The following is a 21246-nucleotide window of genomic DNA, read 5'->3' on the forward strand; positions in this document are numbered from 1 at the left end:
CTGTCAATGATCATCGACGCTCATACCCACATGTGGCCGGATGCGGTGGCCAAACGCGCTCTGGCCGGATCGGTGCCGGATCTCGAACGCCGCGGTGACGGCACGGCGAACGGTCTCATGAAATCGATGGCCGCAGCGGGGATCGACCGCTCGGTCTGCCTCGCCGTCGCGAACGACGGTGCAGCCGTCGACAAGGCCAACAAGTTCTCCGGTTCGCTCGATCCCGACTACTTCATCGGATTCGGGTCCGTCCACCCCGACCTATCGGTCGAGGACAACATCAGCAGCCTCCGCAGGCACGGTCTGAAAGGGGTGAAGATCCACCCCTTCTTTCAGAAGTACGCTCTGGATGACCCGCGCATGGACCGCCTCTTCGACGCGATGCAGGGCGAGTTCGCCGTCATCATTCACATCGGTTCCATCTCGACCGCCAGCTCCGAGGGTGTCTGCAGTCCTGCGATGCTGGCAGCGCTGGTGCGCAAATTCCCCAGGCTCGACGTCATCGCCTGCCACTTCGGCGGCTACCGGCAGTTTCAGGCGGCGGTCGACACGGTCGTCGGGCTCCCGGTATACCTCGACACCTCGTGGCCACCGAGCCTCGCCGAGCTCAACCCGACCGATGTGCGGAAGGTGATCGAGTCACACGGTCCCGAGCGAATCATCTTCGCCTCGGATTGGCCGATGGCAGATCAAGGGCGGGAGATTCAGGCAGTCCGGCAGCTGGGCCTGCCCGAAAGCGATGTCGATAACATCCTGGGGTTGAATCTTGCGCGTTTGCTGAATATTTCGATCTGACCTGGGTCGAATCTCGACCTCTCGGTTCGAGCCCTGCCACCGGTACGAGGTGGGGCTCGGACCGAAGCCGTCTGGCGGGCGGGTGAATGGCCTCCGCGTCGGCTGCAGGCAGGAGTTGGCCATGTACAACCGATTTTCTTTGACCGGTCGGCAGGAGCCAAAGTGCCGACTCAGCTGAGGATTCCAACATCAAGTCTTTTCGGCAGGACCGCAGCCCTTGCGTAGATAATATGAATATGGTTACGTACTTTCAGTACGTGTTGTGCGTCACATAGCGAACTGTCCGGGCATGACTCAGAAGAGTCGGTCGGTCCTGATTTGGAGGTCATGGTGACAACCGCCACCGGTTTCGATCCGCTCGAATACCTGGTTCAGCAGAACCCTTACCCCTTCTACAAAGAACTGCGTCAGAACGCGCCGGTGCAGTACATCGAGTCGGTCGGTGCATGGGGAATCTTCCGGTATTCCGATGTGGAGAGCACCTTCAAGCATCCGGAAATCTATTCCGCCAAGGACTTCACTACCAACGCGTTCGGTGAGTTCGATCCCGTACCCGAAGTGAATTCCATCATCGCCACGGACCCGCCGGAGCATTCACGCGTTCGCCGCCTGGCCAACGCCGGCTTCCGCCCGGGTGCGATCAAGTCCATGGAGCCGAAGGTCGACGCTGTGGTCAACCGTCTGCTCGACAACCTGGAGGACAAGCGTTCGGACTTCGATCTTGTGTCGGATTTCGCCGCCTACGTTCCGGTCAACGTCACAGCCGACCTGCTCGGCGTCGAGGACCCGGACGTGCGGGAGAACTTCAAGCGCTGGACGATGGATCTGTTGAAGTCGCCCAGCCGCGGAGTCCTCCCCCAGGAGGAGATCGACCAGATCCGCAAGAGTGTCGCCGAGCTCCGTGCCTACTTCACCGAGCAGATCGAATACCGTCGAACCAATCCCGGGACCGACCTGGTCTCAGATCTTGTTCGCGCCGAGGAAGAAAGTCAGACTCTCACCGCTACCGAGATCCTGAGCCTGGTTGCCTTGATGCAGTTCGGTGGTTCCGAGACGCCGTCCCACCTGATCAGCTCGACGGTGTACAACCTGTTCACACACCCCGACATCCTGGCCGAGGTGCGGCGCGACCCGAGTAGAGCCCTGGCAGCAGTACAGGAAACTCTGCGTCAGAACTCGCCCGTGCAGATGGTCTTCCAGACCGCCGTGCGGGACGTCGAGGTCGCGGGTGTCACCATCCCGGCCGATTCCATGGTGTTCGCGTATATCGCGTCGGCCAACCACGACGACACGGTGTTCGACGAGCCGGAGCGGTTCATCCTCGACCGGCCCAATCTCAATAAGCATCTGTCCTTCGCCACCGGCGCCCACCACTGCATTGGTGCGCCGCTCGGCCGCATGATGTGCGCGAAGGCCGTCAGCGGGCTGCTGACACGCTTCCCTGATCTGCAGCCGCTCGAGTCGGATCCGCAGTGGATGCCGTCCTATTGGGTGCGGGGCCTGGCCGGGTACCGGTTCACTGCCTGAGTCGTCGGTCGCTGCAACAGCACTCATTTCATGCGTGCTGCTCGACTGCGGTCCACCGGCTCTGATCTCGTCGTCGAGGAAGTCCCGGACCCACCCCGGGGCCGGACCAGGTCGTGGTGAAGCTCGCTGCGTCCGGGGTGTGCCACTCAGGCGGCGCCGTTGACCGACGCCGGACTCACGGCCTACGGATCGATGCGTCGCCGTGACCGGCGCCGGAGGATTGGGTCAGTTCGCGATCAAGTACCCAAATGTCACCATCCAGAACGCTGGACCCGGGATGCCCTCCGCGCCGTACTTTCCGTGGACGCTCGGACACGACAACACCGGGCACGTGCAGGCGCTCGGGGACGGCGTGACCGGCCTCGACGTGGGGGATGCGGTCGCGGTATGGCCGGGGTGGGGTGATGGCACCTGCCGGATCTGCGGGACCGGCCATGAGCACATCTGCCCGAACGTCAGCTATGTCGGCGTGACCCCAGCCCAGGATGGGCGGACTACCTGCTCGTTCCCGCCGCCCGGCACCTCGTTCCGCTGGGAGACCTGGACCCCGTTGTCGGCTCTGACGCCGGCACGGATTGTCGCCGTCGACATCGACGCAAGCAAGCGTGAACACGCTGTCACGATCGGCGCCTCCATGGCGGTCGATTCCTCATCCGACGAGGCTGTCCGTCAGCTGTTGGACGTGTCCGGTGACGGCCTCGGTGTCGACGCGGTCATCGACTTCGTCGGAGTCGACAGCACACTCGCCCTCGCCCTCGCCGCTGGCGCCATCGCCCTCGTGGTGCCCTCGTTCTCGCCGGGATCGGCGGCGGCTATCTGTCGTTTGGCTACACGCGTCCGAACCAGGAAGTGCAGGTGAGTACGAGTTCGCTCGCGTCACACGCCGACCTGGCCGCGGTCATCAGCCTCTGGAAAGCACACGGAATCAACGCCGACGCCACGCGTTACAGTCTTGACGACGTCAACCAGGCCCTGCAGGACCTTGCCGAGCACAAGATCGCGGAGCGAGGAGTCCCCTGGTCATGTAAGCCGCCAGACGGAGGCTTCCGTCCTTCGTCGTCAGCGGCACTGGTCCGATCTCGCGCAGAGACGGACCGGGGCCGTTGCGATTTCAACGCGAGGTGCTTGCCGACCGAATCGTTCGGCAGCCGTACACAACCGGTCATCCGGAGGCAGCACGAAACGACCCGGGCTGGTGTTCACCGGCCCGGGTCGCGTGTCATCTGAGATCGTTCGGCGGTGTACGCCCGTCGTTCGAGAGGTTCGCTGTCGACCACAGCGGACGACAGAATCGATCAGACGTAGAGCGCCAGTTCCTCGCCCTCGACGTCGACTTTGTAGACGCGGGCCCGGAGCTTGAGCTGCGGTGCGACGACTGACTTGCCGTCGGACAGGTTGAATTCGAACCCGTGCCAGGGGCACCTCACGATTTCGCCTTCGCGTCCCCAGTCGTAGACGTCGGGTGCGCTTTCGAGCATCATGCCGGTGGGGGCATTGGTGCACAGCGGCGCACCCTTGTGCGGGCAGGCGTTGCGCATCGCGTGAAAGGCGCCGCCGACATTGAAGACGGCGATGTCCACGCCGTCGATGTCGACGACGCGGCGGGTGTCGTCGGGAAATTCGTCCAGTTTGCCGATCACGTGGCGTGTCATTGTGGTGCTCCAGTCGTGCGGTGAGGCCGTTCCCGTCGACCGTTCCCGTCGACGGGAACGGTGGGAGGTAGGTGGTCAGATTCTCTCGATCAACGTGGCAGTGCCGAGGCCGCCGCCGCAGCACATCGTCACCAGTCCCCAGCGGGTGTCGGTGTTCTCCAACCGATTGACGATCGTGGTCAGCAGCCGAGCCCCGGTGGCACCCAGAGGATGTCCGATCGCGATGGCTCCGCCCCAGGCATTGACGCGGTCCATGTCGGGCCGGAATTCGCGCTGCCATGCCAACACCACCGATGCGAACGCTTCATTGATCTCGATCGCGTCGATGTCGTGGATGCTCAGATTGTTCCGGTCGAGGATTCGTGTGGTCGCCGGGATGGGGCCGGTCAACATGTCGACCGGGTCCACCCCGAGGACCACCTGGTCCACGACACGCGCACGCGGCCGGAGGCCGTGTTCCTGCGCGAAGTGAGCGCTGGTGAGCAGGACGGCGGCGGCACCATCCGAAATCTGCGACGAGTTGCCTGCCGTCACTTTTCCGTCGTCCGCGAAGACCGGTTTCAGTGCTGCGAGTGATTCGGTTGTGGCCCCTGCCCGGATGCCCTGGTCGGAGTCGATCTTGGTGCCGTTGACATCGATCGGGTGGATTTCCCGGGCGAGATGCCCGTCCCGGACGGCCGCGGCGGCGCGCTGGTGAGACCGGGCGGAGAATTCGTCCATTTCGGCGCGACTGATCTGATAGCGGTCGGCCAGACGCTCGGCAGCCACGCCCTGGGGAACTAGGGGGTACCGAGAGTGCAGTTCCTCGGTGAACGCCTGGCCCCACTGTTCCTGGGATCCCTGGTGCACGCGGAAACCGTTGCGGCCCATGTGCTCGATCCCGGCGGCGATCACTGCTCGATCGATGCCGGCCGTGATGGACGACGCCGCGTAGTGTGCGGCCTGTTGACCGGACCCGCAGCGGATGTCCACCGTCGTTGCGCCCGTCGTTGCCGGGAGACCCTTCTGCAACCATGCGGTTCGGGCAATGCCGGAGGACTGCTGCGCGATCTGGTTGGCGCATCCGGTGATCACGTTGTCGACGACAGCCGGGTCGATGCCCACACGGTGCAGGACGCCTTCGTAGCACTGCCCCAGCAGATCGGCGGGGTGGACGTCCCGCAGGACTCCCTTGTCGGCATGGCCACGGCCGACCGGGGACCGGACCGCATCGATGATGACGGCCTGATGCGCTGTGTCGCGGCTCATCGTCGCAGTCCTTCCTGCATCGTATCGCCGGCGAGGACGGTGCTCACGAGCGTCTTGGAGATACCGAGCCGGAGAATTTCCGAGGAACCCTCATAGATCCGCATCGGACGCGCCTGGCGGTAGAGTCGCTCGAGCTTGGAATCGCGAACCAGCCCGAAGCGGCCGGAAATTTGCACTGCGCGGTCGGTGATACGACCGGCGGTTTCACTGGCGACGAGTTTCGCCATGGAGCTGAAGTGCAGGGATGCGGCCGGGTCGACCCGGGCCATGTCGGCGGCCTTGTAGGTCAGCAGGCGGGCCGCTTCGAGTTCGGCCCAGGAGGCGCCGAGCATGTCGGCCACTGCGCCCAGCTTGGCCAGGGGACGCCCGAACTGCACGCGCGTCCCGGCGTGCCGGGCGGCCTCGTCCAAGGCGGCCTGGGCGAGACCGATCGATGCGCCGGCCACCGAGACACGGAACACCGCGAGTGTGGCGAGCACGTGCTCGAGTCCCTTGCCGATTTCCCCGATGCGGTTGCCCTCGTGGACTTCGACGTTGTCGAAGGCGAGCTCGGCAAGGATGTGGGGGGCGATGATCTCGGGCGTCGGGGTGAGGGTCAAACCGGGGGCGTCTGCCGGGACCAGGAACAAGCTCAGCCCCTGTCCCTCTTGTGCCAGAACGCAATAGAACCCCGCCGCACCGCCGTTGGAGATGAAGGACTTGTTGCCGTTCAGCACCAATCGTTCACCGTCTCGGTGTACCTCGGTGATGATGTTCTTCAGGTCCGAACCGGCCTCCTGCTCGGTGAGACCGAGGCCGGCGAGCACATCCCCGGAGGCAACCTTGGGCAGCCACTCGTCCCGGAGCGCGTCACTTCCCGCCCGCGCCAATCCGAAGCTCCCGATGCCCTGTAGTGCGAAGAGCGAATCCAGGTGCGCCGAGGTTCCCATGAGGACTTCACGCACGATGCACACGGCCAGGGGGTCGACCGAGTCGAATCGCCCACCCCAGCGGGCCGGTATGGTCAACCTCCACAGGCCGCTGTCGGCGAGAATCTTCCGCATGCCCTCGTGCACGGTGCTCATCGCGTCGGCTTCGATGGCGAATGGTTCGGCGGAGGCCGCGACCGCGATCGCCTCGTCACGTATCGCGAGATACTTCTGGTCTAGATCGAAAGACATAGTTTTCCTTGTCTGTCCGCCAACTACGGCGAGTACGTGCGGATCGTGATGCTCTCGTTGCTGTGCAACGACATTCACAGATCCAACTTGAGGCAACTGCCCTTGGCGCGTGAGACGCAAATCATCATGCACTCGCCGCTCTCACGCTCGCTCTCGGTCAGCACGACGTCATGGTGTTCCGGGATGCCCTCGAGTACGACGACTTCACAGGTCCCGCACGTGCCCTCTTCGCAGGAGGCGTCGACCATGACACCAGCGTCGGTCAACACCTCGAGAATGCTCTTATCGGACGGCACGGTCAGCGTCATGCCGGACTGAGCAAGTTCCACCTCGATCGCTCGGGCGTTCGCCAGATCCGGCAGATCGGCGCGGAATCGTTCCACATGTAATGCACCTGCAGGCCAGGTCGATTCGCAGAAGCTTTCGATCGCGGCCAGCAGCGGTTCGGGCCCGCAGCAGTACACCGCGGCCCCGGGAGCGGGGTTCGCCAGTTCGGTGGCCAGGTCGAGTAGCCCGTGAGTGTCCTGCGGGTGAAATGTGACCTTGTCGCCGTATCGGGCCAGCTCGTCCCGGAAGGCCATCGTCTCGAGTGAGCGACCACCGTATATCAGCGTCCACGGTGTACCCGACGCCTCCGCCGCTCGAATCATGGGCAGCATCGGAGTGATCCCGATACCGCCGGCCACGAACCGGTACGCGCTCGCAGGCTCGAGTGGGAAGTTGTTCCTCGGCCCCCGGCTCTTGACGCTGGTTCCTGTGGGCAGGTTGTCGTGGATGTAGTCGGAACCGCCCCGGCTGCTCGGCTCGCGCAGCACCGCAACAGTCCAGGTCTGCCGGTCGCCCGGATCCCCGCACAATGAATACTGTCTGGACAGTCCGTTGGCGAGATTCATCTCGACGTGTGCGCCGGGAGACCATGACGGAAGAAGTGCGCCGTCATTCGCCCGAAGATCCAACACCACGATGTCCGGCGTCAGTATCCGTCGGGTGTGGACAACGAGGTCGAGGTCGACTTCGGAGTCGTTCGCAGTCAGCATGACATTCATGGCTGTGGTATCCCACTCAGTTGATGCGGTCACCGTAGAACTCCCGTGGATTGTCGAACATGATCCGGCGCTGGAGATCCTCCGGCAGACCGGCGAGGGCATTTGTGGGGTCGTTGTAGTTCCAGTGCGGGTAGTCGGAACTGAACATCAGGACCTTCTCCGCGTTGATCATGTCCATCAGGGCAAGCAGGTGCTGCTTCTTGGGGGGCTCGACGAACGGCTGCGTCGTGAAACGCATGTTCTCGTTCAGGTACTCGCTGGGATGCCGCTTGACCCAGGGAATCTCGTCGCGCAGTCCGTACCAGTCGGCATCGAGCTTCCAGCTGAGTTCCGCGATCCAGGCGATACCACCTTCGGCGATGACGACCTTCAGCTCCGGGAAACGTTCGAAGACACCGTGACAGAGCAGGCTCGCGGTGTTGGCCTGATGGATCTGACCCAGCAGTGCGTGCCACTCGATGTAGTAGGTCGGGGTGCCGGCCATCCGGGGAGCGCGGGCGTAGACATTCTCGGTTCCGCTGGGGTGCACGCAGATGGGGAGTCCGTGCCGCTGTGCTGCCTCGTAGATCGGGTAGTAGTGCTTCTCGCCCATGAGGATGTCGTGCAGGGGCATGAAGATCTCGACGATCCCGGGTCGATCGGCCATCCGGTCGATCTCCTTGACGGCGAGCTCGGGGTCCTGGGGTGCGATGACGAGGCCGCCCCGGTACCTCTTGTCGAACTGGAGCCACCGCTCACACATCCAGTCGTTGTATGCCGACGCGATGGTGGCGGCGACCTGCGGATCGGGCATCGCTCCGATACCCAGCAGGTGTCCGGACAGGAGAATCGCCCGATCGATGCCGGCGCCGTCGAGTAGTTGCGCGGCGGTGAACGCCGGGTCGGTGGCCGGCGACATGCCGGGACGGGACGTGTCGCCGCGCATGCCTCCGGAGGAGTTGATGTAGAGGTAATCGAGAGGAAGGTGGAACTGCGACGCCACCGTGTGGCCGCCGCCCAGTCCGGCGCCGATGCGCTTCTGCCACGCCGTACTCATGTACGGCACCAGAGTCGCCAGCCCGTTCTCCATGTAGGGATGGACGTCGGAGTCGATGATCGCCAACGACTGCTTCTTCTCGGTGGCCTGTTGTGCTGCATACGCAGTGGTCATGGGCACTTTCCTCGCTTAGGCGGTGGGTCGTTAAATAGTGCTATGTTATCTACCTTACAGCCCGTCGATCGGGTTGTCGAGATCCGGGTCACAGCCGCAGGATGGGTAGCAGGGGATTGCGTATCGCACCGGCGCCACTGCGTCGTTGACTTTTAAAACATATCTATGTTAAATATGTTAAGTGTTACTTCCGTCACAGGAATGCACCTCATCTCACGCGAATCCGAGAGGTCCAGATGTCAACTACCGCCGCGACCGCTAACGAGTTCGACGTCACCGTTCCCGAACTCGACAAGGTGTTCATCGCCGGGGAGTGGGTAACGCCCACCGGTGCCGGGACCATCGACGTTGTCATGCCCTCGACCGAACAGGTCGTGGCCACGGTGCCCTCGCCCACCACGGCGGACGCCGACGCCGCGGTCGCGGCGGCGCGTGCGGCATTCGATCAGGGTCCCTGGCCGCACATGCCCGTCGAGGAGCGGGCGCGAATCTGCCGCACCTTCGCCGACGAGCTCGAGGCCCGGTTGGATGCGATGAACCGTGCCTGGATGTTCGAGTCCGGATACACCCGCGCGCACGGCGAGATGATCAACTCCGGTGCGGGCAGCGCGATCTGGGGACATGCGATCGACATCGCGCCTACCCTGCAATGGGAGGAGATCCGCAAGAACGCCACCAGTGAGGTGCTGGTCCAGCATCAGCCGATCGGCACGGTCCTGGCGATCCTGACCTACAACGGACCGGTGCCGCTGATGGGCATGAAAGTCATCCCGGCGCTGCTCGCCGGCTGCCCCGTGGTGGTGAAATTCGCGCCCGAGTCGCAGCTGACCTCGCGGCTGATCATGGACGCCGCCAAGGCCGCCGGGTTCCCGGTAGGGGTCATCAGTGGTCTCGCCGCGGAACTCGAGACCAGCAAGTACCTCGTTCAGCACCCCGGCATCGACATGGTCCACATGACCGGCGGCACCGCAGTGGCCAAGGAAGTGGTCCAGCAGACCTCGCAGCGCCTGGCGAGGACCGCCCTCGAACTCGGCGGCAAGTCACCGGCGATCATCGCCGACGACGTCGACATCGACGAGGTGCTGGCTACCCTCGTGCCCGGCGCCACCGGCGGCTGTGGGCAGGTGTGCGTCGCACTGTCGCGAATTCTTGTCTCCCGCAGCCGTTATGATGAGGTTGTGGCCAAGCTCGCCGAGGCGTTCGATGCGATCAAGGTCGGCGACCCCTTCGATTCGGACACCGATCTCGGTCCGCTGGCCAACAAGCGATCCGTCGAGCGGACCGAACGGATGCTGGCCAAGGCACTCGAACAGGGTGCGGTGGTTGCGGCCGGCGGTAAGAGGCCGGACGGTCTCGACCGCGGCTACTACTTCGCGCCGACTCTGCTGCGTGACGTCACCAGCGACATGCAGATCGCACAGGAAGAGGTCTTCGGCCCGATCACCGTCGTGATCGCCTACGATGACCTCGACGATGCGGTTCGGATCGCGAACGACACCCCGTTCGGACTTGCCGCGTCGGTCTATGCGCAGGACCGGGACAAGGCGCTCGAAATCGCGAAGCGCATCCGGTCGGGTGGAGTCGCGCTCAATCTCGCGGGTTGCTCGCTCACCGAACCCTTCGGCGGAGTCAAGCAGTCCGGATGGGGCCGCGAATGCGGCGCCGAGGGAATCCTCGAATTCACCGAGCTCAAGCAGATTCTGCTCAGCGGGGCCTACTCGGGATAGCGCCTCACACCAAAGAGAGTGGTGGGGAGAGTGGTGGGGAAGAGTCGGTGGACTCTTCCCCACCACTCTGGTGCGCCGTGGCCGGGACAGCCGGGACACCTGCCGCCGCAGGAAAAATCAACGCCCCGCATGAAAAGACCGTATCCATCCCGGGTGGGCGGATACGGTCTACTTGTGCCGGAGGAACGTCAGAGGCCGTAGAGTTCCCACGTCACCACCTGACGCATGACGGTCGGGAACTTCTTCTCGAAGTACTTCGCCGTCTCGACCATGTGGCGTTCCATTGCTTCCCCCGCTGCGGTCGGCTGGCCGGCTGCGATCGTCTGGCAGATCGCCTCGTGTACGGCGAGTACCGAACGACGAGCGGTCCTGGTGAACTGCACGCCCAGCGGCGCGCCGTCGAGAACCCAGTCGAGGGAGTTGGAAATGTACGTGATCAACGGGTTGTTGGCGCCGGTGGCCACGAGGGTGTGGAACTGGTGATTCTCGTGCAGGAACGTGGCCTCGTCGTCGATGTCGGCCCGCATGCTGGCCACCGACTCCTTCAGCGCGAGGACCGTCTGCTCGTCCCGGTGTACCGCGCACAGCGACGCGGCGATTGGCTCGATGTAACCCCGCAACTCTATGACAGAGCGAAACGTGGTCTCCGAGAACTGCATCAACAACGCCATGGTGCTCGCGAGATGGCGTGAATTGGGTGCGGCCACGATCGGCCCGCCACCGCGTCCGGGACGGATCTCGATCACGCCGAGAAGCTCGAGGATTCGCAGTCCCTCCCGGAGCGTGCTCCGGCCGACGCTGTGGGAGGCGCACATCTCCGTTTCCGTGGCCAGGGGATCACCGGGACGAAGACCGCGAGTCCGAATGTCCTTGACGATCCGCTGGGCGATCACCTCGGAGCGTTTCGGTGGCATCCGCGGCTCATAGGCCTGCGGTGTCATGTCTTTCACGTTGATGCCATTGCCATTGCCATTCGCTTCCAGCATCCGATGCTCCTTGGGCCTGGTGTCGCTGATGTAGCTGCGGGGCATCCGAGGGTCATTCCCTGCCATATACAGCTGACATATGCAGTGTTACTGCGATATTTTCCCGATTGGGGTACCTGTTGGTGCGCATGGCGCGGCCGGTCAGCGGCCGGTCCAGACTGGCCGCCGTTTCTCGGCGAAGGCCGTCGCGCCTTCGCGTGCGTCGGCGGAGTGACGAACCGGGTCGACAATGGCTTCTTGATGCTCGAATGCCTGATCGGTGGCCCAATTGCCGGACTCGATGATCACCTTCTTCGACGCCTGCACGGCCAGCGGTCCGTTGCCGCTGATCTCCTCGGCGAAATCGAGCGCAGTATCGAGGGCACGGCCCGGCGCTGCGATTCTGTTGACGAGGCCGTGTTCGGCGCACCACCGGGCGGTCAGACGCCGTCCGGTCAGGGCTGCCTCCATGGCAAGGTGATACGGGATGCGCGAGGGCAGTCGCAGCAGACCGCCGCCGGCGGCGGTGAGTCCGCGCTGCACCTCGGGGAGACCGAACACGGCGTCCTCGGCGGCTACGATGAGGTCGCATGACAAGGCGATCTCGAATCCTCCGCCCATGGCGGCACCCTCGACAGCGGCGATGAGCGGCGTATCGGGCGGTTTGCGCACCAGGCCGAATGGTCCACGCTTGTCGTCGACCGGGCGTTCGCCCGTGGCCCGGAAGGCTTTCAGGTCCATTCCCGCCGAGAAGTGGCCGCCCGCGCCGGTCAGCACGATGACACGGCAGTTCGGGTCGTCGTCGAGTGCGTCGAGGGCGCGGCTGATCGCCCGAGCGGTGGCCAGATCGACGGCGTTACGGGCCGCGGGCCGGTTGATCGTGAGGACGGCGACTCCGTCCATCGGGTTGTCGATCATCAGCGATGCGGGCGTCTCGGTGGTGCTCATCGCGGCGCCATCCGGATGGCGCCGTCGAGTCGAATCGTTTCACCGTTGATCATGGAATTCTCCATGATGTGGACGGCGAGTTCGCCGAATTCTGCCGGATCGCCGAGGCGGCTGGGGTGTGGGACGGACTGTCCGAGTTTGTCGCGCACGTTCTCGGGAAGCCGTGCGAGCAGCGGAGTGTCGAAGATTCCGGGTGCGATCGTGGCGACCCGGATCTGGTGGGTCGCGAGGTCCCGCGCGGCGACGATCGTCATGCCGACGACACCCGCCTTCGACGAAGCGTAGGGAATCTGCCCGACCTGACCCTCCCAGGCCGCGACCGATGCCGTCATCACGATCGCGCCGCGGTCGCCGTCGAGGGGTTCGTTGCTCACCATCCGGGCGGCACTGAGCCGCAGCACGTTATACGAGCCGATGAGATTGGTCTGGATGACTCCCGCATAGTTCCCGAGCGGGTTGGGTCGGCCTTCCTTGTCCAGGATGCGCATCGTATGACTACGTCCGGCGCAGTGCACCACCGCACGCAACGGGCCATGGGACTGCGCGGTGTCGAGCGCGGCCGACACCGTTTCCTCGTCGGTGACGTCGGCGGGTGCGAAGCTGGCCGCGCCACCGAAGCTCGCGGCCACCGCCTCACCGGCGGACGTGGGTAAGTCCAGGATGGTCACGTGCGCTCCCCGTTTGGCCAGTGCGCGCGCACTGGCCAAACCGAGGCCCGACGCGCCTCCGGTGACCAGCGCGGATGTCCCGTCAAGATTCATGAGATTCTCCTTCGTCTCGAAGCCCGGTCGACCCTGTTCGACAGAGTCAGAGACTTAACGTAGATAATATAAGCATCATTAAGACCGGTAGTCGAGACCCTGTTTGGTTACGAGGCAGTTCGGGCCGGCCGCGCGACCTACAAGCGTGCGAGGGGAATCGGTTTCCGAGAAGCTCTTCTCAACCACGATTAAATATGTCTATGATAACACCACATACTGTTTCAGGTGCATGACGTGTGCCGAACTGGCGAGGAGAAGTGACGTGGGCGAGACCCTGCTCGAGCGGGAGAAGGACCATCCCCAGGAAGTTGTCGCCGAACGCGACGGACGACGGATCATCATCATGGACTCCGCCCGCTGGGTCGACGGGCGGAACACCGACCGTGACGTCGTCCTGCCGGCGTCGTACATCGGCGTCCTTCCCGCACGCATGTGTGCCATCCACCGCCCCCGCGGCGTCATCGGGCACGACGCCTGCGTCGGCAAGGACGGGGCCGGGATCGCCGGACTCTGGTACCTGGAGGCACTGGGCATCCCCGCCGCCACCGCGGACGGCATGACCGTGGAAATGGGCAACGGACGCGACCTCTACGACAACGGCCTGATCTCCCATGTGAACTACCACGCCGAAAGCCTGGGCGTGGCAGTCGGGATGCCCGTTCGCGAAGCGGCCGAGCTCCTGCGCGACAAAGAGCTGACCGACACCACCGTCGGGAACAAGATCCGGCGCGAGATCGTCGAGGAGCTCGCGGACGGCCGCCGGATCGTCGTCACCGACTCCATCGTGTGGGCGCTGCCGGAGGACGCCGGCCGCAGCGTCATGGTGACCGCGGGCCACACAGGCCGCAGTGGCGCCAAGTTCTTGCTCGAGGCCGACCCATGGGCCTTCATCTGCCACGACGGAGGCATGTCGAAGAACGACTCCGGCATCGTCGGACTGCGCACCGCCGAGGACGCCGGACTGGCCGGCGCCTGCATCGACGGGCGCACGGCGCCGATCGGCGACGCCTTCCGCGGCTACCACGAAGGGCTGATCAGCGCCTGCAACGGCCACGCCCGCGACCGCGGCGTCACCATCGGCATGCCCGTCGCGGAAGCCGCGCACCTCCTGCTCGTCGGCGGCAGCTGATGGACATGCAACTCGAGCGGCCACTGCCCACCCCGAGCGAATTGACGGCGCCGTTCTGGGCAGCAGCCCGCGAGCATCGCCTGATCCGTCCCGTCTGCGACGACTGCTCCCGCAGCTTCTTCACACCCCAGTTGATCTGCCCCCACTGCCTCGGCGAAAAGTGGAGCTACCAGACCAGCACCGGCCGCGGAAGCGTCTACAGCAGCACCATCGTTCACCGCCCGCCGTCCCCGGCCCTCCCAGCACCCTACGAGCTCGCGATTGTCGACATGGACGAGGGCTGGCAGTTGCTCACGAACATCGTCACCACGCGGAACGAACCGACGCCGATCGGTGCACGCGTCGAGGTGACCTGGACCGAGATCGACGAGAACTGGACCTTCCCCGCCTTCCACACCACCGACACAGAGGACCTGCGATGAATATCGGACTCGCCTTCAGTAGAAACGCCCGCCGGGACCCACAGGCCCTCGCATGTTTCGCAGGCACCCGAGCACGCACCTGGGCGCAGGTCAACGATCGGGCCTGCCGCCTGGCGAATCTGCTCATCGACCGGTACGGGGTGGCCCGCGGTGACCGCGTCGCGGTGCTGGTCGCCAACCGCATGGAGGTGGTCGAACTCGTCGGTGGCTGCGCCAAGGCGGGCGCCGTCTACGTCGGTCTGAATTTTCGGCTGGGTGAGCCGGAGTACGCCGACATCTTCACCAACTGCACCCCGAAAGTCATTCTCGCCGACGCGGAGTTGGCCCCGATGGCGCGGCGGCTCACCGACGGCACCTCCGTCGTCGTGCTCGATATCGACGATCCGAGCCAGTACGACGAGCAGCTGAGCGCCTCGTCCGCCGCCGCACCACTCATCGAGCGGCAGGTGGGCCCCGGCGACGACTTCTGCATCGTCTACTCGAGCGGCACGACCGGTCGACCGAAGGGCATCCTCTTCAGCGTCGGCGCCACCCTGCAGCATGCCGCAGTGGCGGTAACCGAATACGAGCTGTCCGCGCAGACGCGGTGGATGATCGCCATTCCCCACAACTCCAGCATGCAGATCACCCTCGCTCCGCTCGCCCTCCTCGGCGGTGCGATCGGATTCGCGGACTCGCGGGGCTTCAAGCCCGCGCGGTTCGTCGACGACGTGCGAGCGAACGCGGTCACCCACACCTTCCTGGTGCCGACCATGCTGATTCGACTGCTCGAATCCGAGATCGACCGTGACGCGATCCCGACCCTACGGACGATCGGGTACGGATCCGCCCCCATCGCGCCGGACCGCGTCGCGGCCCTCGTCGAGCGGTTCGGCCCGATTTTCGTGCAGTTGTACGGCATGGCGGAAGTCGCCTCGATCGGCACCATGCTCCGCAAGAGCGACCACGCCGCTGCCGCGGCCGGTCGCCCGGAATTGTTCACCACCTGCGGAAAAGAGTCGATGGCGGTGATGGTGCGCCTGGTCGACGAGACCGGTGCTGACGTCCCCCCGGGCGAGCGCGGCGAGATCGTGTTCGGCACGCCGTACACCATGGTCGGCTACTACCGCGAACCCGAGCGGACCTCGGAGGTGCTCGTCGACGGATGGATGCATTCCGGTGACATCGGGCAGTGGACATCCGACGGTTATCTGAAGATCGTGGGCAGGAAGAAGGACCTCATCATCCGTGGTGGATTCAATATCGCGCCCACCGAGATCGAGAACGTGCTGACCCTGCACGAACAGGTGCGTGAGGCCGCCGTCGTCGGCCTCGACGATCCCGAATGGGGTGAGGCGATCGCCGCGGTCGTCGTCGCGAGTGGGGCGCAGGCACCGTCGGCGGACGAACTCATGCAGTGGTGCCGACAGCAGGGGCTCCCGAGCATCAAAGTTCCCGAACGGATCGAAGTGTGGCAGGATCTGCCGCGCAATGCGGTCGGCAAGATCACGAAAGCCCAAGTGCGAGAGAAGTTGGCTTCCCCGGCCGGTGTTGCATGACCACCGGCCATCCGTTCCACGACATCGCGGTCGTCGGCGTGGGAATGACCCAGCAGGCTCGGCGACTCGAGATGAACTCGCTGACCGCCAGTGTGCACGCCGCCAAGGCGGCCCTCGCGGACGCCGGGATAGACCGCACCGAGGTCGACGGCATCTGTGCCCGCTGGCCAGGACCCGGCGGCACAGTCTTCCAACCCGGATCGGCGGACTGGGCGGGACTGCTGGGAATCCCGGTGCGCTGGATCGGTGACACCTACCCGCAGGGCGTGCCTGCAGTCCTCGACGCCGCCGCGGCGATTGCGACGGGCCAATGCCACACCGTGCTGATCACCGGCGGACAGGCGGGGGTGATGACCGCCGAAGCCGGCCGTGTCGCCTCCTACACGCGTCCGGCGAACGAGTTCGTCGAGCCCTTCGGCTCGTTCACCACCGCACAGTTCGCGCTTGTGGCGCAGCGCTACCTGCACGAGTATCCGCATGCCCGGGAGGCGATGGCCGAAGTCGCCGCAACCATCCGCAACACCGGATCGGCCAATCCCGATGCCGTGATGGCCGGTCGCGGCCCGTACACCGCCGAGGACGTCCTCGCCGCCCCGAAGCTGGTGGATCCGTTCACCCGGCTGGAGGTATGCCTGGCCAACGAAGGCGCGGCCGCCCTGGTCGTGACCACGCTCGAGCGGGCCCGGGATTTGCCGTCGACGCCGGTGCGGATCCTCGGCGGCGGCGCCGAATGGATGCGCCAACAATATGTAGACCCACCCCGCTACGACGACGTGTGGATGATCGGCGCCGACGCCTCCCGCCGCGCCTACACCACCGCCGGCATCGAACCCCACGACCTCGACTTCGTCCAGTTGTACGACGTCAACTCCGCCGAGGTGCTCCGGCAGTACGAAGCCCTCGGCTTCTGCAAACAGGGCGAGGGCGGACCGTTCGCCCTCGACACCGGAATCGGCATCGACGGGGGACTGCCCACCTGCACCGACGGCGGCGTTCTGTCCTTCAGTCACATCGGCTGGGGCGCACCGACATTGAAGATCATCGAGGCCGTCCGGCAAATCCGCGGAGACGGCTGCAACAGGCAGGTACCCGGCGCACGAACCGGGTTGGTCGCCGGAGCCGGATCCGGCGCCCAGTACTACAACGTCCTCGTCCTCGGTGCCGCGGACTGACCGAAGACCGCGCGGACCGCCCCGTCGAGGTCGCCAGCCACGCCAGACCGAAGGAATCATCATGGCAGATATCGAATACGAGGTGGCAGATCACGTCGCCACCATCCGGCTCAACCGTCCACGGCGGAAGAACGCCTTCACCTTGGAGATGATCGACACCTGGGCGAACGCGCTGACCGAAGCCGAAGACGACCCGAATATCCGCGTCGTCGTCCTGACCGGGGCGGGCGGATCGTTCTGCTCCGGTGTCGATCTCGCGGTGCTCGACAGCATCGAACCGACACCCCTCGGCGCAAAGAACCTCCTGACCAAGCACGTGCACAAGGTTGCCCACGCGGCGGAGGCGCTCAGCAAGCCCTACCTGGCCGCGGTCTCCGGGGACGCGTTCGGTGCCGGGATGGACATGGCCCTGCTCGCCGATATCCGGCTGGCCTCCGAGTCGGCGAGGTTCTCCCAGGCATACATCCGGGTGGGTCTCGTTCCCGGCGACGGGGGATGCTACCTACTACCCCGGATCGTCGGCACCGCCACGGCCCTGCAGCTGATGTGGACCGGGAAGGTCGTCGCCGCACAGGAAGCGTTGTCCCTCGGACTGGTCAGCTCCGTCCACCCAGACGACCAGTTGGATGAGGCTATACTCGCGTTGGCCACCGAGATAGCCCATCAGCCTCCGGTGGCGGTGCAGATGATCAAGCGCAGCGCGAAGCTGGGCGAGAAGCACGACCTGAGAACGGCTCTCGACCTCATCTCCTCACACCATGCCGTCGTCATATCGACCGAGGATTCCCGCGAAGCCCGGCGCGCCCTAGCCGAGAAGCGGCCGGCGTACTTCGTCGGAAGCTGACGACTTCGCGCCGAAAGTGTTCGAGGAGCCGCGGCGGTGTTCGGATGCGGAGGCGTCGGGACACGCGGGCGGGCAGAGCGCGATGCTCTGCCGGTTCCCGTATGTGTCCGGCGGTATCGCAGCTGACCCGAAGGTTCCGGCTGCAAGGGTTGACAACCCGGCCATCACAAGTAAATATAATTATATTAGATGTAGTTACGTGGATCACAGTCGGTCCGTCGGAAACACCGAAGACCCCTGAGCGCGGAACCCAACAGGAGGTTGGACATTGTCCGTCCAAGGCAGTCGTACTCACTCGAGTGCGGCTCGAACCGAGTCCCGCAAGAAACGCAAGGCACTGATCGCCGGATCGGTCGGTAACACCGTCGAATGGATCGACTGGGCGCTCTACAGTGCGCTCGCGCCGGTGTTTGCCACCCAGTTCTTCCCGCCTGCCGCACCTGGGGCGGGCCTGCTCGCGACGCTTGCCGTCTTCGCGGTCGGTTTCGTCATGCGCCCGGTCGGTGGTGCTGTCATCGGCGTCTTCACCGATCGCTACGGTCGCAAGAAGGGCCTGACGCTGACCATCGTGATGATGGCCGGCTGCGCCTTCGTGATCGCGCTGTGCCCGACCTACGAGCAGATCGGCGTGGCCGCACCGATCGTGCTTCTGCTGGCACGCCTGGTCCAGGGATTCTCTGCCGGAGGTGAATTCGGATCGTCCTCCGCACTACTCGTCGAATCCGCCACCGGGATGCGCCGCGCCTTCGCGGGGTCGTGGCAGCAGGTTTCGGCAGGACTCGGTGTGCTGATCGCTGCCGTGCTAGCCCTGGTGTTGACGTCCGCGCTGGAACCGGACGTCATGTCGTCCTGGGGTTGGCGGGCAGCCTTCATCGCGGGCGGACTCCTCGGCATGGTAGGTCTGTGGCTGCGTATCGGACTCGATGAGACCGACAGCTTCCGCACCGCGCAAGAAGAGGGCCGCATTCCGCGAAATCCCCTGACCGAAGTGTTCCGCAAGCACCCGGGTGCCGCGCTCCGCGTGATCGGGATGGCGGCCGCCGGCGTGCTGATCTACTACATCTGGATCAACTACATGCCGGGCTACGTCAGCGCGGTGATCGGCACAATGACACTGCAGACCGCACTGGTGGCGAACACGATCGCGTTGGCCTACTTCCTGTGCCTACTTCCCTTCGTCGGCATCATCGCCGACCGCATCGGGCGCAAACCGGTGATGTTGACCTTCGCAGTCGGCTTCCTGGTATTTGCATATCCGGCGTTCCGTCTGCTCGAGACCGGCGGCTTCTGGACACTGTTCGCCGTGGAGATCGTGGGCGTCACGCTGTTGGCCGGCTACGCCGGACTTATCGCGACGGTCATGGCCGAACAGTTCCCCGCCGAAGTGCGCACCACCGGAATCGGTTTTCCCTACGCCATCGCGGTGGCCGTGTTCGGCGGAACAGCCCCCTACACCACCACATGGTTGGCCACCAACGGTCTGCAGGACTGGGTATGGCTCTATGTCGCCGCGGCGGCACTGGTGGGCGTAATCGTGTACGCGCGGATGCCGGAAACCCGGGACCGCGTCCTGACATAGACCGAGGCCGCCCGGCAACTGGTCCGGGCAGTCCCCGCCGCACAGCACTGATCGGGCAGCTGCACGAGCACGACCCTTACCAGAGTGAGTTTTTCAGGACATGGGGAGCCGTCCCCACGTGTGAACGTGCCTGTAGACCGTGTCCGAAAGCCTTCCTTTTTCAGCGCGTCTCAGGTGGATGAAGTGGCGCGCGGGACATAATGTGACGTGTGGTAGATGAGTTGTCTCTGCGGTTGGTGGCGGATGCCTTGTGGGAGATCGCAATCGCCGAGACAGTGATCCCGCGAATCGGTGCGCCCCCGCAGGGCGGGGGCAGTGCACCGGTGGGTGATCGAGCGGTGTTCACCGCGAGCCGCCCTAACCCGACACAGATCAGCACACCCCCGACGCGGGCGGGGTGGGTGGTGCCGGACTGTGTGTTTCGCACCCCGAGGCCGCGGACCGCACACCGGAGCCCGCGGTCGACCGTCGGTGACACCCGGCCACGGCTGCGCGATGTCGGGAGCAGCCCTGGATCGGGCGGCGCTCGCGCCATTGCGCGGCAATATCTCGAGACTGTCGAGGGTCTCGCACGCCAATTTCAGCCACCGGACGAGATGGCGTTCGGCGTCCGTCCCGGCTGATTCTCCTCTGCGAGGACGTTCACGGGCGACCAGGCTGTCAGGTCACGGCGGATCCGCCACCGCAGTTCAGCTTGATCGACAATGCAGGGCCTCCCGGTGGCCCGATCGTGGTCGGCGCCCGCCGAGTCGCCGGGGGCGGTGCGACGCCGCCGGGTATCCCTGCGCGGTATGGCCCCGAACATCTCGGGCCATTGGTGATAATCGAGGGCGCGGGCATCGGTGCAGGCGTCGCACAGTTCGGTGAGCGCGGGCAACGACGGCCGCCGGTGGGTGGCGAGTTGGGCGAGCATGTCGGCGCCGAGGTCTTCGGCGCGCGCGAAGACCTCCAGCCCATACCGGTAGCGCATGACCGCCGCGTTCTCCCAGTGACCGGCGAGTGTGCGCTCGCGGCGGGGGAGCCCAGCGACAGCCGCGAAAAATCGTTTCTCAGCTACGAGTGCTCTGTTCCGCAACTCGGTGGCTGCGGCATCGCAGCGGTCGGGGGTGATGCCCTGCAGCGGAATCAGCGCTTCCCGGAACTCGTACGCAGCGTAGGCGAGGTTTTCGAGATCGACGGGGTGGGCGCGCGTGCGTCGCATGAGTCCAAGCGCCATGGCGGGAAGCTTAACCGGACGGTAGGGCGGCGATTGTGCTGCCGGTCGGCCGCGACCGAGCTTGCCGGACGGGTGAGAACTCGCACCAGCGGCACCGGGCCGACATCAGTGCTGGTGGTGTCGTATCCGCCCCAGAATTCACCTTTGACCTGCAGAAATGACACGTCCCCTGCCCTAGGCTTCGGTGCGCTGGTAGTCTTGTCGCCGCGCTCCCANNNNGCAATGAGCTTGTGGCACAACTGTATCCAAGTGCCGCGGCCCCCCCCGGGTGGATCAACCGTCTCGATTCCGCCCCAGGGCGTCGTCCTCGATTTTGTGGGGCAGCGGCGACCAGGTGTCTCTGGCAGGGGATCGGATCGAGACGGAT

The 21246-nt window shown here is 65.0% G+C and carries 19 protein-coding genes and 1 pseudogene; 11 read left to right on the plus strand and 9 right to left on the minus strand.

What is annotated here, in order from left to right:
* The first annotated feature begins 6 nt into the window (after positions 1 to 6).
* The 3 genes from AZG88_RS17805 (at position 7) to AZG88_RS17815 (ending at position 3181) form a co-directional block, all read left to right on the plus strand.
* Positions 7 to 795, plus strand: a complete 789-nt coding sequence (locus AZG88_RS17805; RefSeq protein WP_061698430.1) for an amidohydrolase family protein — start codon at positions 7 to 9, stop codon at positions 793 to 795.
* A gap of 330 nt (positions 796 to 1125) precedes the next feature.
* Complete coding sequence (locus AZG88_RS17810) at positions 1126 to 2322, plus strand: cytochrome P450 (RefSeq protein ID WP_179377950.1); 1197 nt, start codon at positions 1126 to 1128, stop codon at positions 2320 to 2322.
* 202 nt (positions 2323 to 2524) lie between these two features.
* The gene (locus AZG88_RS17815) at positions 2525 to 3181 is read left to right on the plus strand and encodes an alcohol dehydrogenase catalytic domain-containing protein (RefSeq protein WP_061698432.1); all 657 of its coding nucleotides are present in this window, start codon (positions 2525 to 2527) and stop codon (positions 3179 to 3181) included.
* Between the two features lie 436 nt (positions 3182 to 3617).
* On the opposite strand, the gene AZG88_RS17825 is transcribed toward AZG88_RS17815, so the two are convergent.
* The 5 genes from AZG88_RS17825 to AZG88_RS17845 all read right to left on the minus strand — a co-directional run bounded on the left by AZG88_RS17825 (position 3618) and on the right by AZG88_RS17845 (position 8578).
* Positions 3618 to 3974 carry a Rieske (2Fe-2S) protein gene (locus tag AZG88_RS17825; protein WP_061698434.1) on the minus strand — a complete coding sequence of 119 codons (357 nt, stop codon included), beginning with the start codon at positions 3972 to 3974 and terminating at the stop codon, positions 3618 to 3620.
* A gap of 75 nt (positions 3975 to 4049) precedes the next feature.
* Complete coding sequence (locus AZG88_RS17830; RefSeq protein ID WP_061698435.1) at positions 4050 to 5222, minus strand: thiolase family protein; 1173 nt, start codon at positions 5220 to 5222, stop codon at positions 4050 to 4052.
* The gene (locus tag AZG88_RS17835; protein ID WP_061698436.1) at positions 5219 to 6382 is read right to left on the minus strand and encodes an acyl-CoA dehydrogenase family protein; all 1164 of its coding nucleotides are present in this window, start codon (positions 6380 to 6382) and stop codon (positions 5219 to 5221) included. Before AZG88_RS17835 ends, AZG88_RS17830 begins: the two co-directional genes overlap by 4 nt.
* Before the next feature lie 74 nt (positions 6383 to 6456).
* Positions 6457 to 7419, minus strand: coding sequence for a PDR/VanB family oxidoreductase (locus AZG88_RS17840; RefSeq protein ID WP_061698449.1), 963 nt, complete (start codon positions 7417 to 7419; stop codon positions 6457 to 6459).
* A 25-nt stretch (positions 7420 to 7444) separates the two neighbouring features.
* The gene (locus AZG88_RS17845) at positions 7445 to 8578 is read right to left on the minus strand and encodes an amidohydrolase family protein (protein ID WP_061042860.1); all 1134 of its coding nucleotides are present in this window, start codon (positions 8576 to 8578) and stop codon (positions 7445 to 7447) included.
* 236 nt (positions 8579 to 8814) lie between these two features.
* On the opposite strand from AZG88_RS17845, the gene AZG88_RS17850 reads away from it, so the two are divergent.
* Positions 8815 to 10305, plus strand: a complete 1491-nt coding sequence (locus AZG88_RS17850) for an aldehyde dehydrogenase family protein (RefSeq protein ID WP_061698437.1) — start codon at positions 8815 to 8817, stop codon at positions 10303 to 10305.
* A gap of 188 nt (positions 10306 to 10493) precedes the next feature.
* Here AZG88_RS17850 and AZG88_RS17855 read toward each other — a convergent pair whose 3' ends face one another.
* The 3 genes from AZG88_RS17855 to AZG88_RS17865 form a co-directional block, all read right to left on the minus strand.
* Positions 10494 to 11291, minus strand: a complete 798-nt coding sequence (locus AZG88_RS17855) for a FadR/GntR family transcriptional regulator (protein WP_061698438.1) — start codon at positions 11289 to 11291, stop codon at positions 10494 to 10496.
* A gap of 141 nt (positions 11292 to 11432) precedes the next feature.
* Entirely contained in the window at positions 11433 to 12218 is a 786-nt protein-coding gene (locus AZG88_RS17860) for a crotonase/enoyl-CoA hydratase family protein (RefSeq protein WP_061698439.1), read from the minus strand.
* Positions 12215 to 12979 (minus strand): SDR family NAD(P)-dependent oxidoreductase, encoded by a 765-nt coding sequence (locus AZG88_RS17865; RefSeq protein WP_061698440.1) that lies wholly within the window; start codon positions 12977 to 12979, stop codon positions 12215 to 12217. The genes AZG88_RS17860 and AZG88_RS17865 overlap by 4 nt, the downstream gene beginning before the upstream one ends.
* Before the next feature lie 262 nt (positions 12980 to 13241).
* Here AZG88_RS17865 and AZG88_RS17870 point away from each other — a divergent pair, with 262 nt between their 5' ends.
* The 7 genes and pseudogenes from AZG88_RS17870 to AZG88_RS52635 form a co-directional block, all read left to right on the plus strand.
* Positions 13242 to 14108, plus strand: a complete 867-nt coding sequence (locus tag AZG88_RS17870) for a hypothetical protein (protein ID WP_197487852.1) — start codon at positions 13242 to 13244, stop codon at positions 14106 to 14108.
* Complete coding sequence (locus AZG88_RS17875) at positions 14108 to 14530, plus strand: Zn-ribbon domain-containing OB-fold protein (protein ID WP_063886824.1); 423 nt, start codon at positions 14108 to 14110, stop codon at positions 14528 to 14530. The genes AZG88_RS17870 and AZG88_RS17875 overlap by 1 nt, the downstream gene beginning before the upstream one ends.
* Positions 14527 to 16068: a class I adenylate-forming enzyme family protein gene (locus tag AZG88_RS17880; protein ID WP_061698442.1), complete on the plus strand. Its 1542-nt coding sequence runs from the start codon at positions 14527 to 14529 to the stop codon at positions 16066 to 16068. Before AZG88_RS17875 ends, AZG88_RS17880 begins: the two co-directional genes overlap by 4 nt.
* A complete protein-coding gene (locus tag AZG88_RS17885) occupies positions 16065 to 17240 on the plus strand; it encodes a thiolase family protein (RefSeq protein ID WP_061698443.1) in 1176 nt (391 codons plus the stop codon). The genes AZG88_RS17880 and AZG88_RS17885 overlap by 4 nt, the downstream gene beginning before the upstream one ends.
* Positions 17241 to 17301: 61 nt before the next feature.
* Positions 17302 to 18084 (plus strand): enoyl-CoA hydratase/isomerase family protein, encoded by a 783-nt coding sequence (locus AZG88_RS17890; RefSeq protein ID WP_061698444.1) that lies wholly within the window; start codon positions 17302 to 17304, stop codon positions 18082 to 18084.
* Positions 18085 to 18352: 268 nt separating this feature from the next.
* On the plus strand, positions 18353 to 19663 hold the full coding sequence (locus AZG88_RS17895) for an MFS transporter (RefSeq protein WP_061698445.1): 1311 nt from the start codon (positions 18353 to 18355) through the stop codon (positions 19661 to 19663).
* Positions 19664 to 19872: 209 nt separating this feature from the next.
* A pseudogene (locus AZG88_RS52635) lies at positions 19873 to 20013 on the plus strand (IS5/IS1182 family transposase); the annotation flags it as partial.
* 230 nt (positions 20014 to 20243) lie between these two features.
* On the opposite strand, the gene AZG88_RS53740 reads toward AZG88_RS52635, so the two are convergent.
* Entirely contained in the window at positions 20244 to 20879 is a 636-nt protein-coding gene (locus AZG88_RS53740) for a hypothetical protein (protein WP_231914064.1), read from the minus strand.
* Positions 20880 to 21246 lie beyond the last annotated feature (367 nt).

Source organism: Rhodococcus sp. LB1 (assembly GCF_001583455.1).
GTDB classification, from domain to species: domain Bacteria; phylum Actinomycetota; class Actinomycetes; order Mycobacteriales; family Mycobacteriaceae; genus Rhodococcus_F; species Rhodococcus_F opacus.

Coding starts and splice junctions, on each gene's coding strand:
- AZG88_RS17835 (WP_061698436.1), bottom strand. CDS start 6,382: ATGTCTTTCGATCTAGACCAGAAGTATCTCGCGATACGTGACGAGGCG.
- AZG88_RS17875 (WP_063886824.1), top strand. CDS start 14,108: ATGGACATGCAACTCGAGCGGCCACTGCCCACCCCGAGCGAATTGACG.
- AZG88_RS17855 (WP_061698438.1), bottom strand. CDS start 11,291: ATGCTGGAAGCGAATGGCAATGGCAATGGCATCAACGTGAAAGACATG.
- AZG88_RS17880 (WP_061698442.1), top strand. CDS start 14,527: ATGAATATCGGACTCGCCTTCAGTAGAAACGCCCGCCGGGACCCACAG.
- AZG88_RS17825 (WP_061698434.1), bottom strand. CDS start 3,974: ATGACACGCCACGTGATCGGCAAACTGGACGAATTTCCCGACGACACC.
- AZG88_RS17860 (WP_061698439.1), bottom strand. CDS start 12,218: ATGAGCACCACCGAGACGCCCGCATCGCTGATGATCGACAACCCGATG.
- AZG88_RS17885 (WP_061698443.1), top strand. CDS start 16,065: ATGACCACCGGCCATCCGTTCCACGACATCGCGGTCGTCGGCGTGGGA.
- AZG88_RS17830 (WP_061698435.1), bottom strand. CDS start 5,222: ATGAGCCGCGACACAGCGCATCAGGCCGTCATCATCGATGCGGTCCGG.
- AZG88_RS17850 (WP_061698437.1), top strand. CDS start 8,815: ATGTCAACTACCGCCGCGACCGCTAACGAGTTCGACGTCACCGTTCCC.
- AZG88_RS53740 (WP_231914064.1), bottom strand. CDS start 20,879: ATGGCGCTTGGACTCATGCGACGCACGCGCGCCCACCCCGTCGATCTC.
- AZG88_RS17840 (WP_061698449.1), bottom strand. CDS start 7,419: ATGCTGACTGCGAACGACTCCGAAGTCGACCTCGACCTCGTTGTCCAC.
- AZG88_RS17805 (WP_061698430.1), top strand. CDS start 7: ATGATCATCGACGCTCATACCCACATGTGGCCGGATGCGGTGGCCAAA.
- AZG88_RS17865 (WP_061698440.1), bottom strand. CDS start 12,979: ATGAATCTTGACGGGACATCCGCGCTGGTCACCGGAGGCGCGTCGGGC.
- AZG88_RS17845 (WP_061042860.1), bottom strand. CDS start 8,578: ATGACCACTGCGTATGCAGCACAACAGGCCACCGAGAAGAAGCAGTCG.
- AZG88_RS17890 (WP_061698444.1), top strand. CDS start 17,302: ATGGCAGATATCGAATACGAGGTGGCAGATCACGTCGCCACCATCCGG.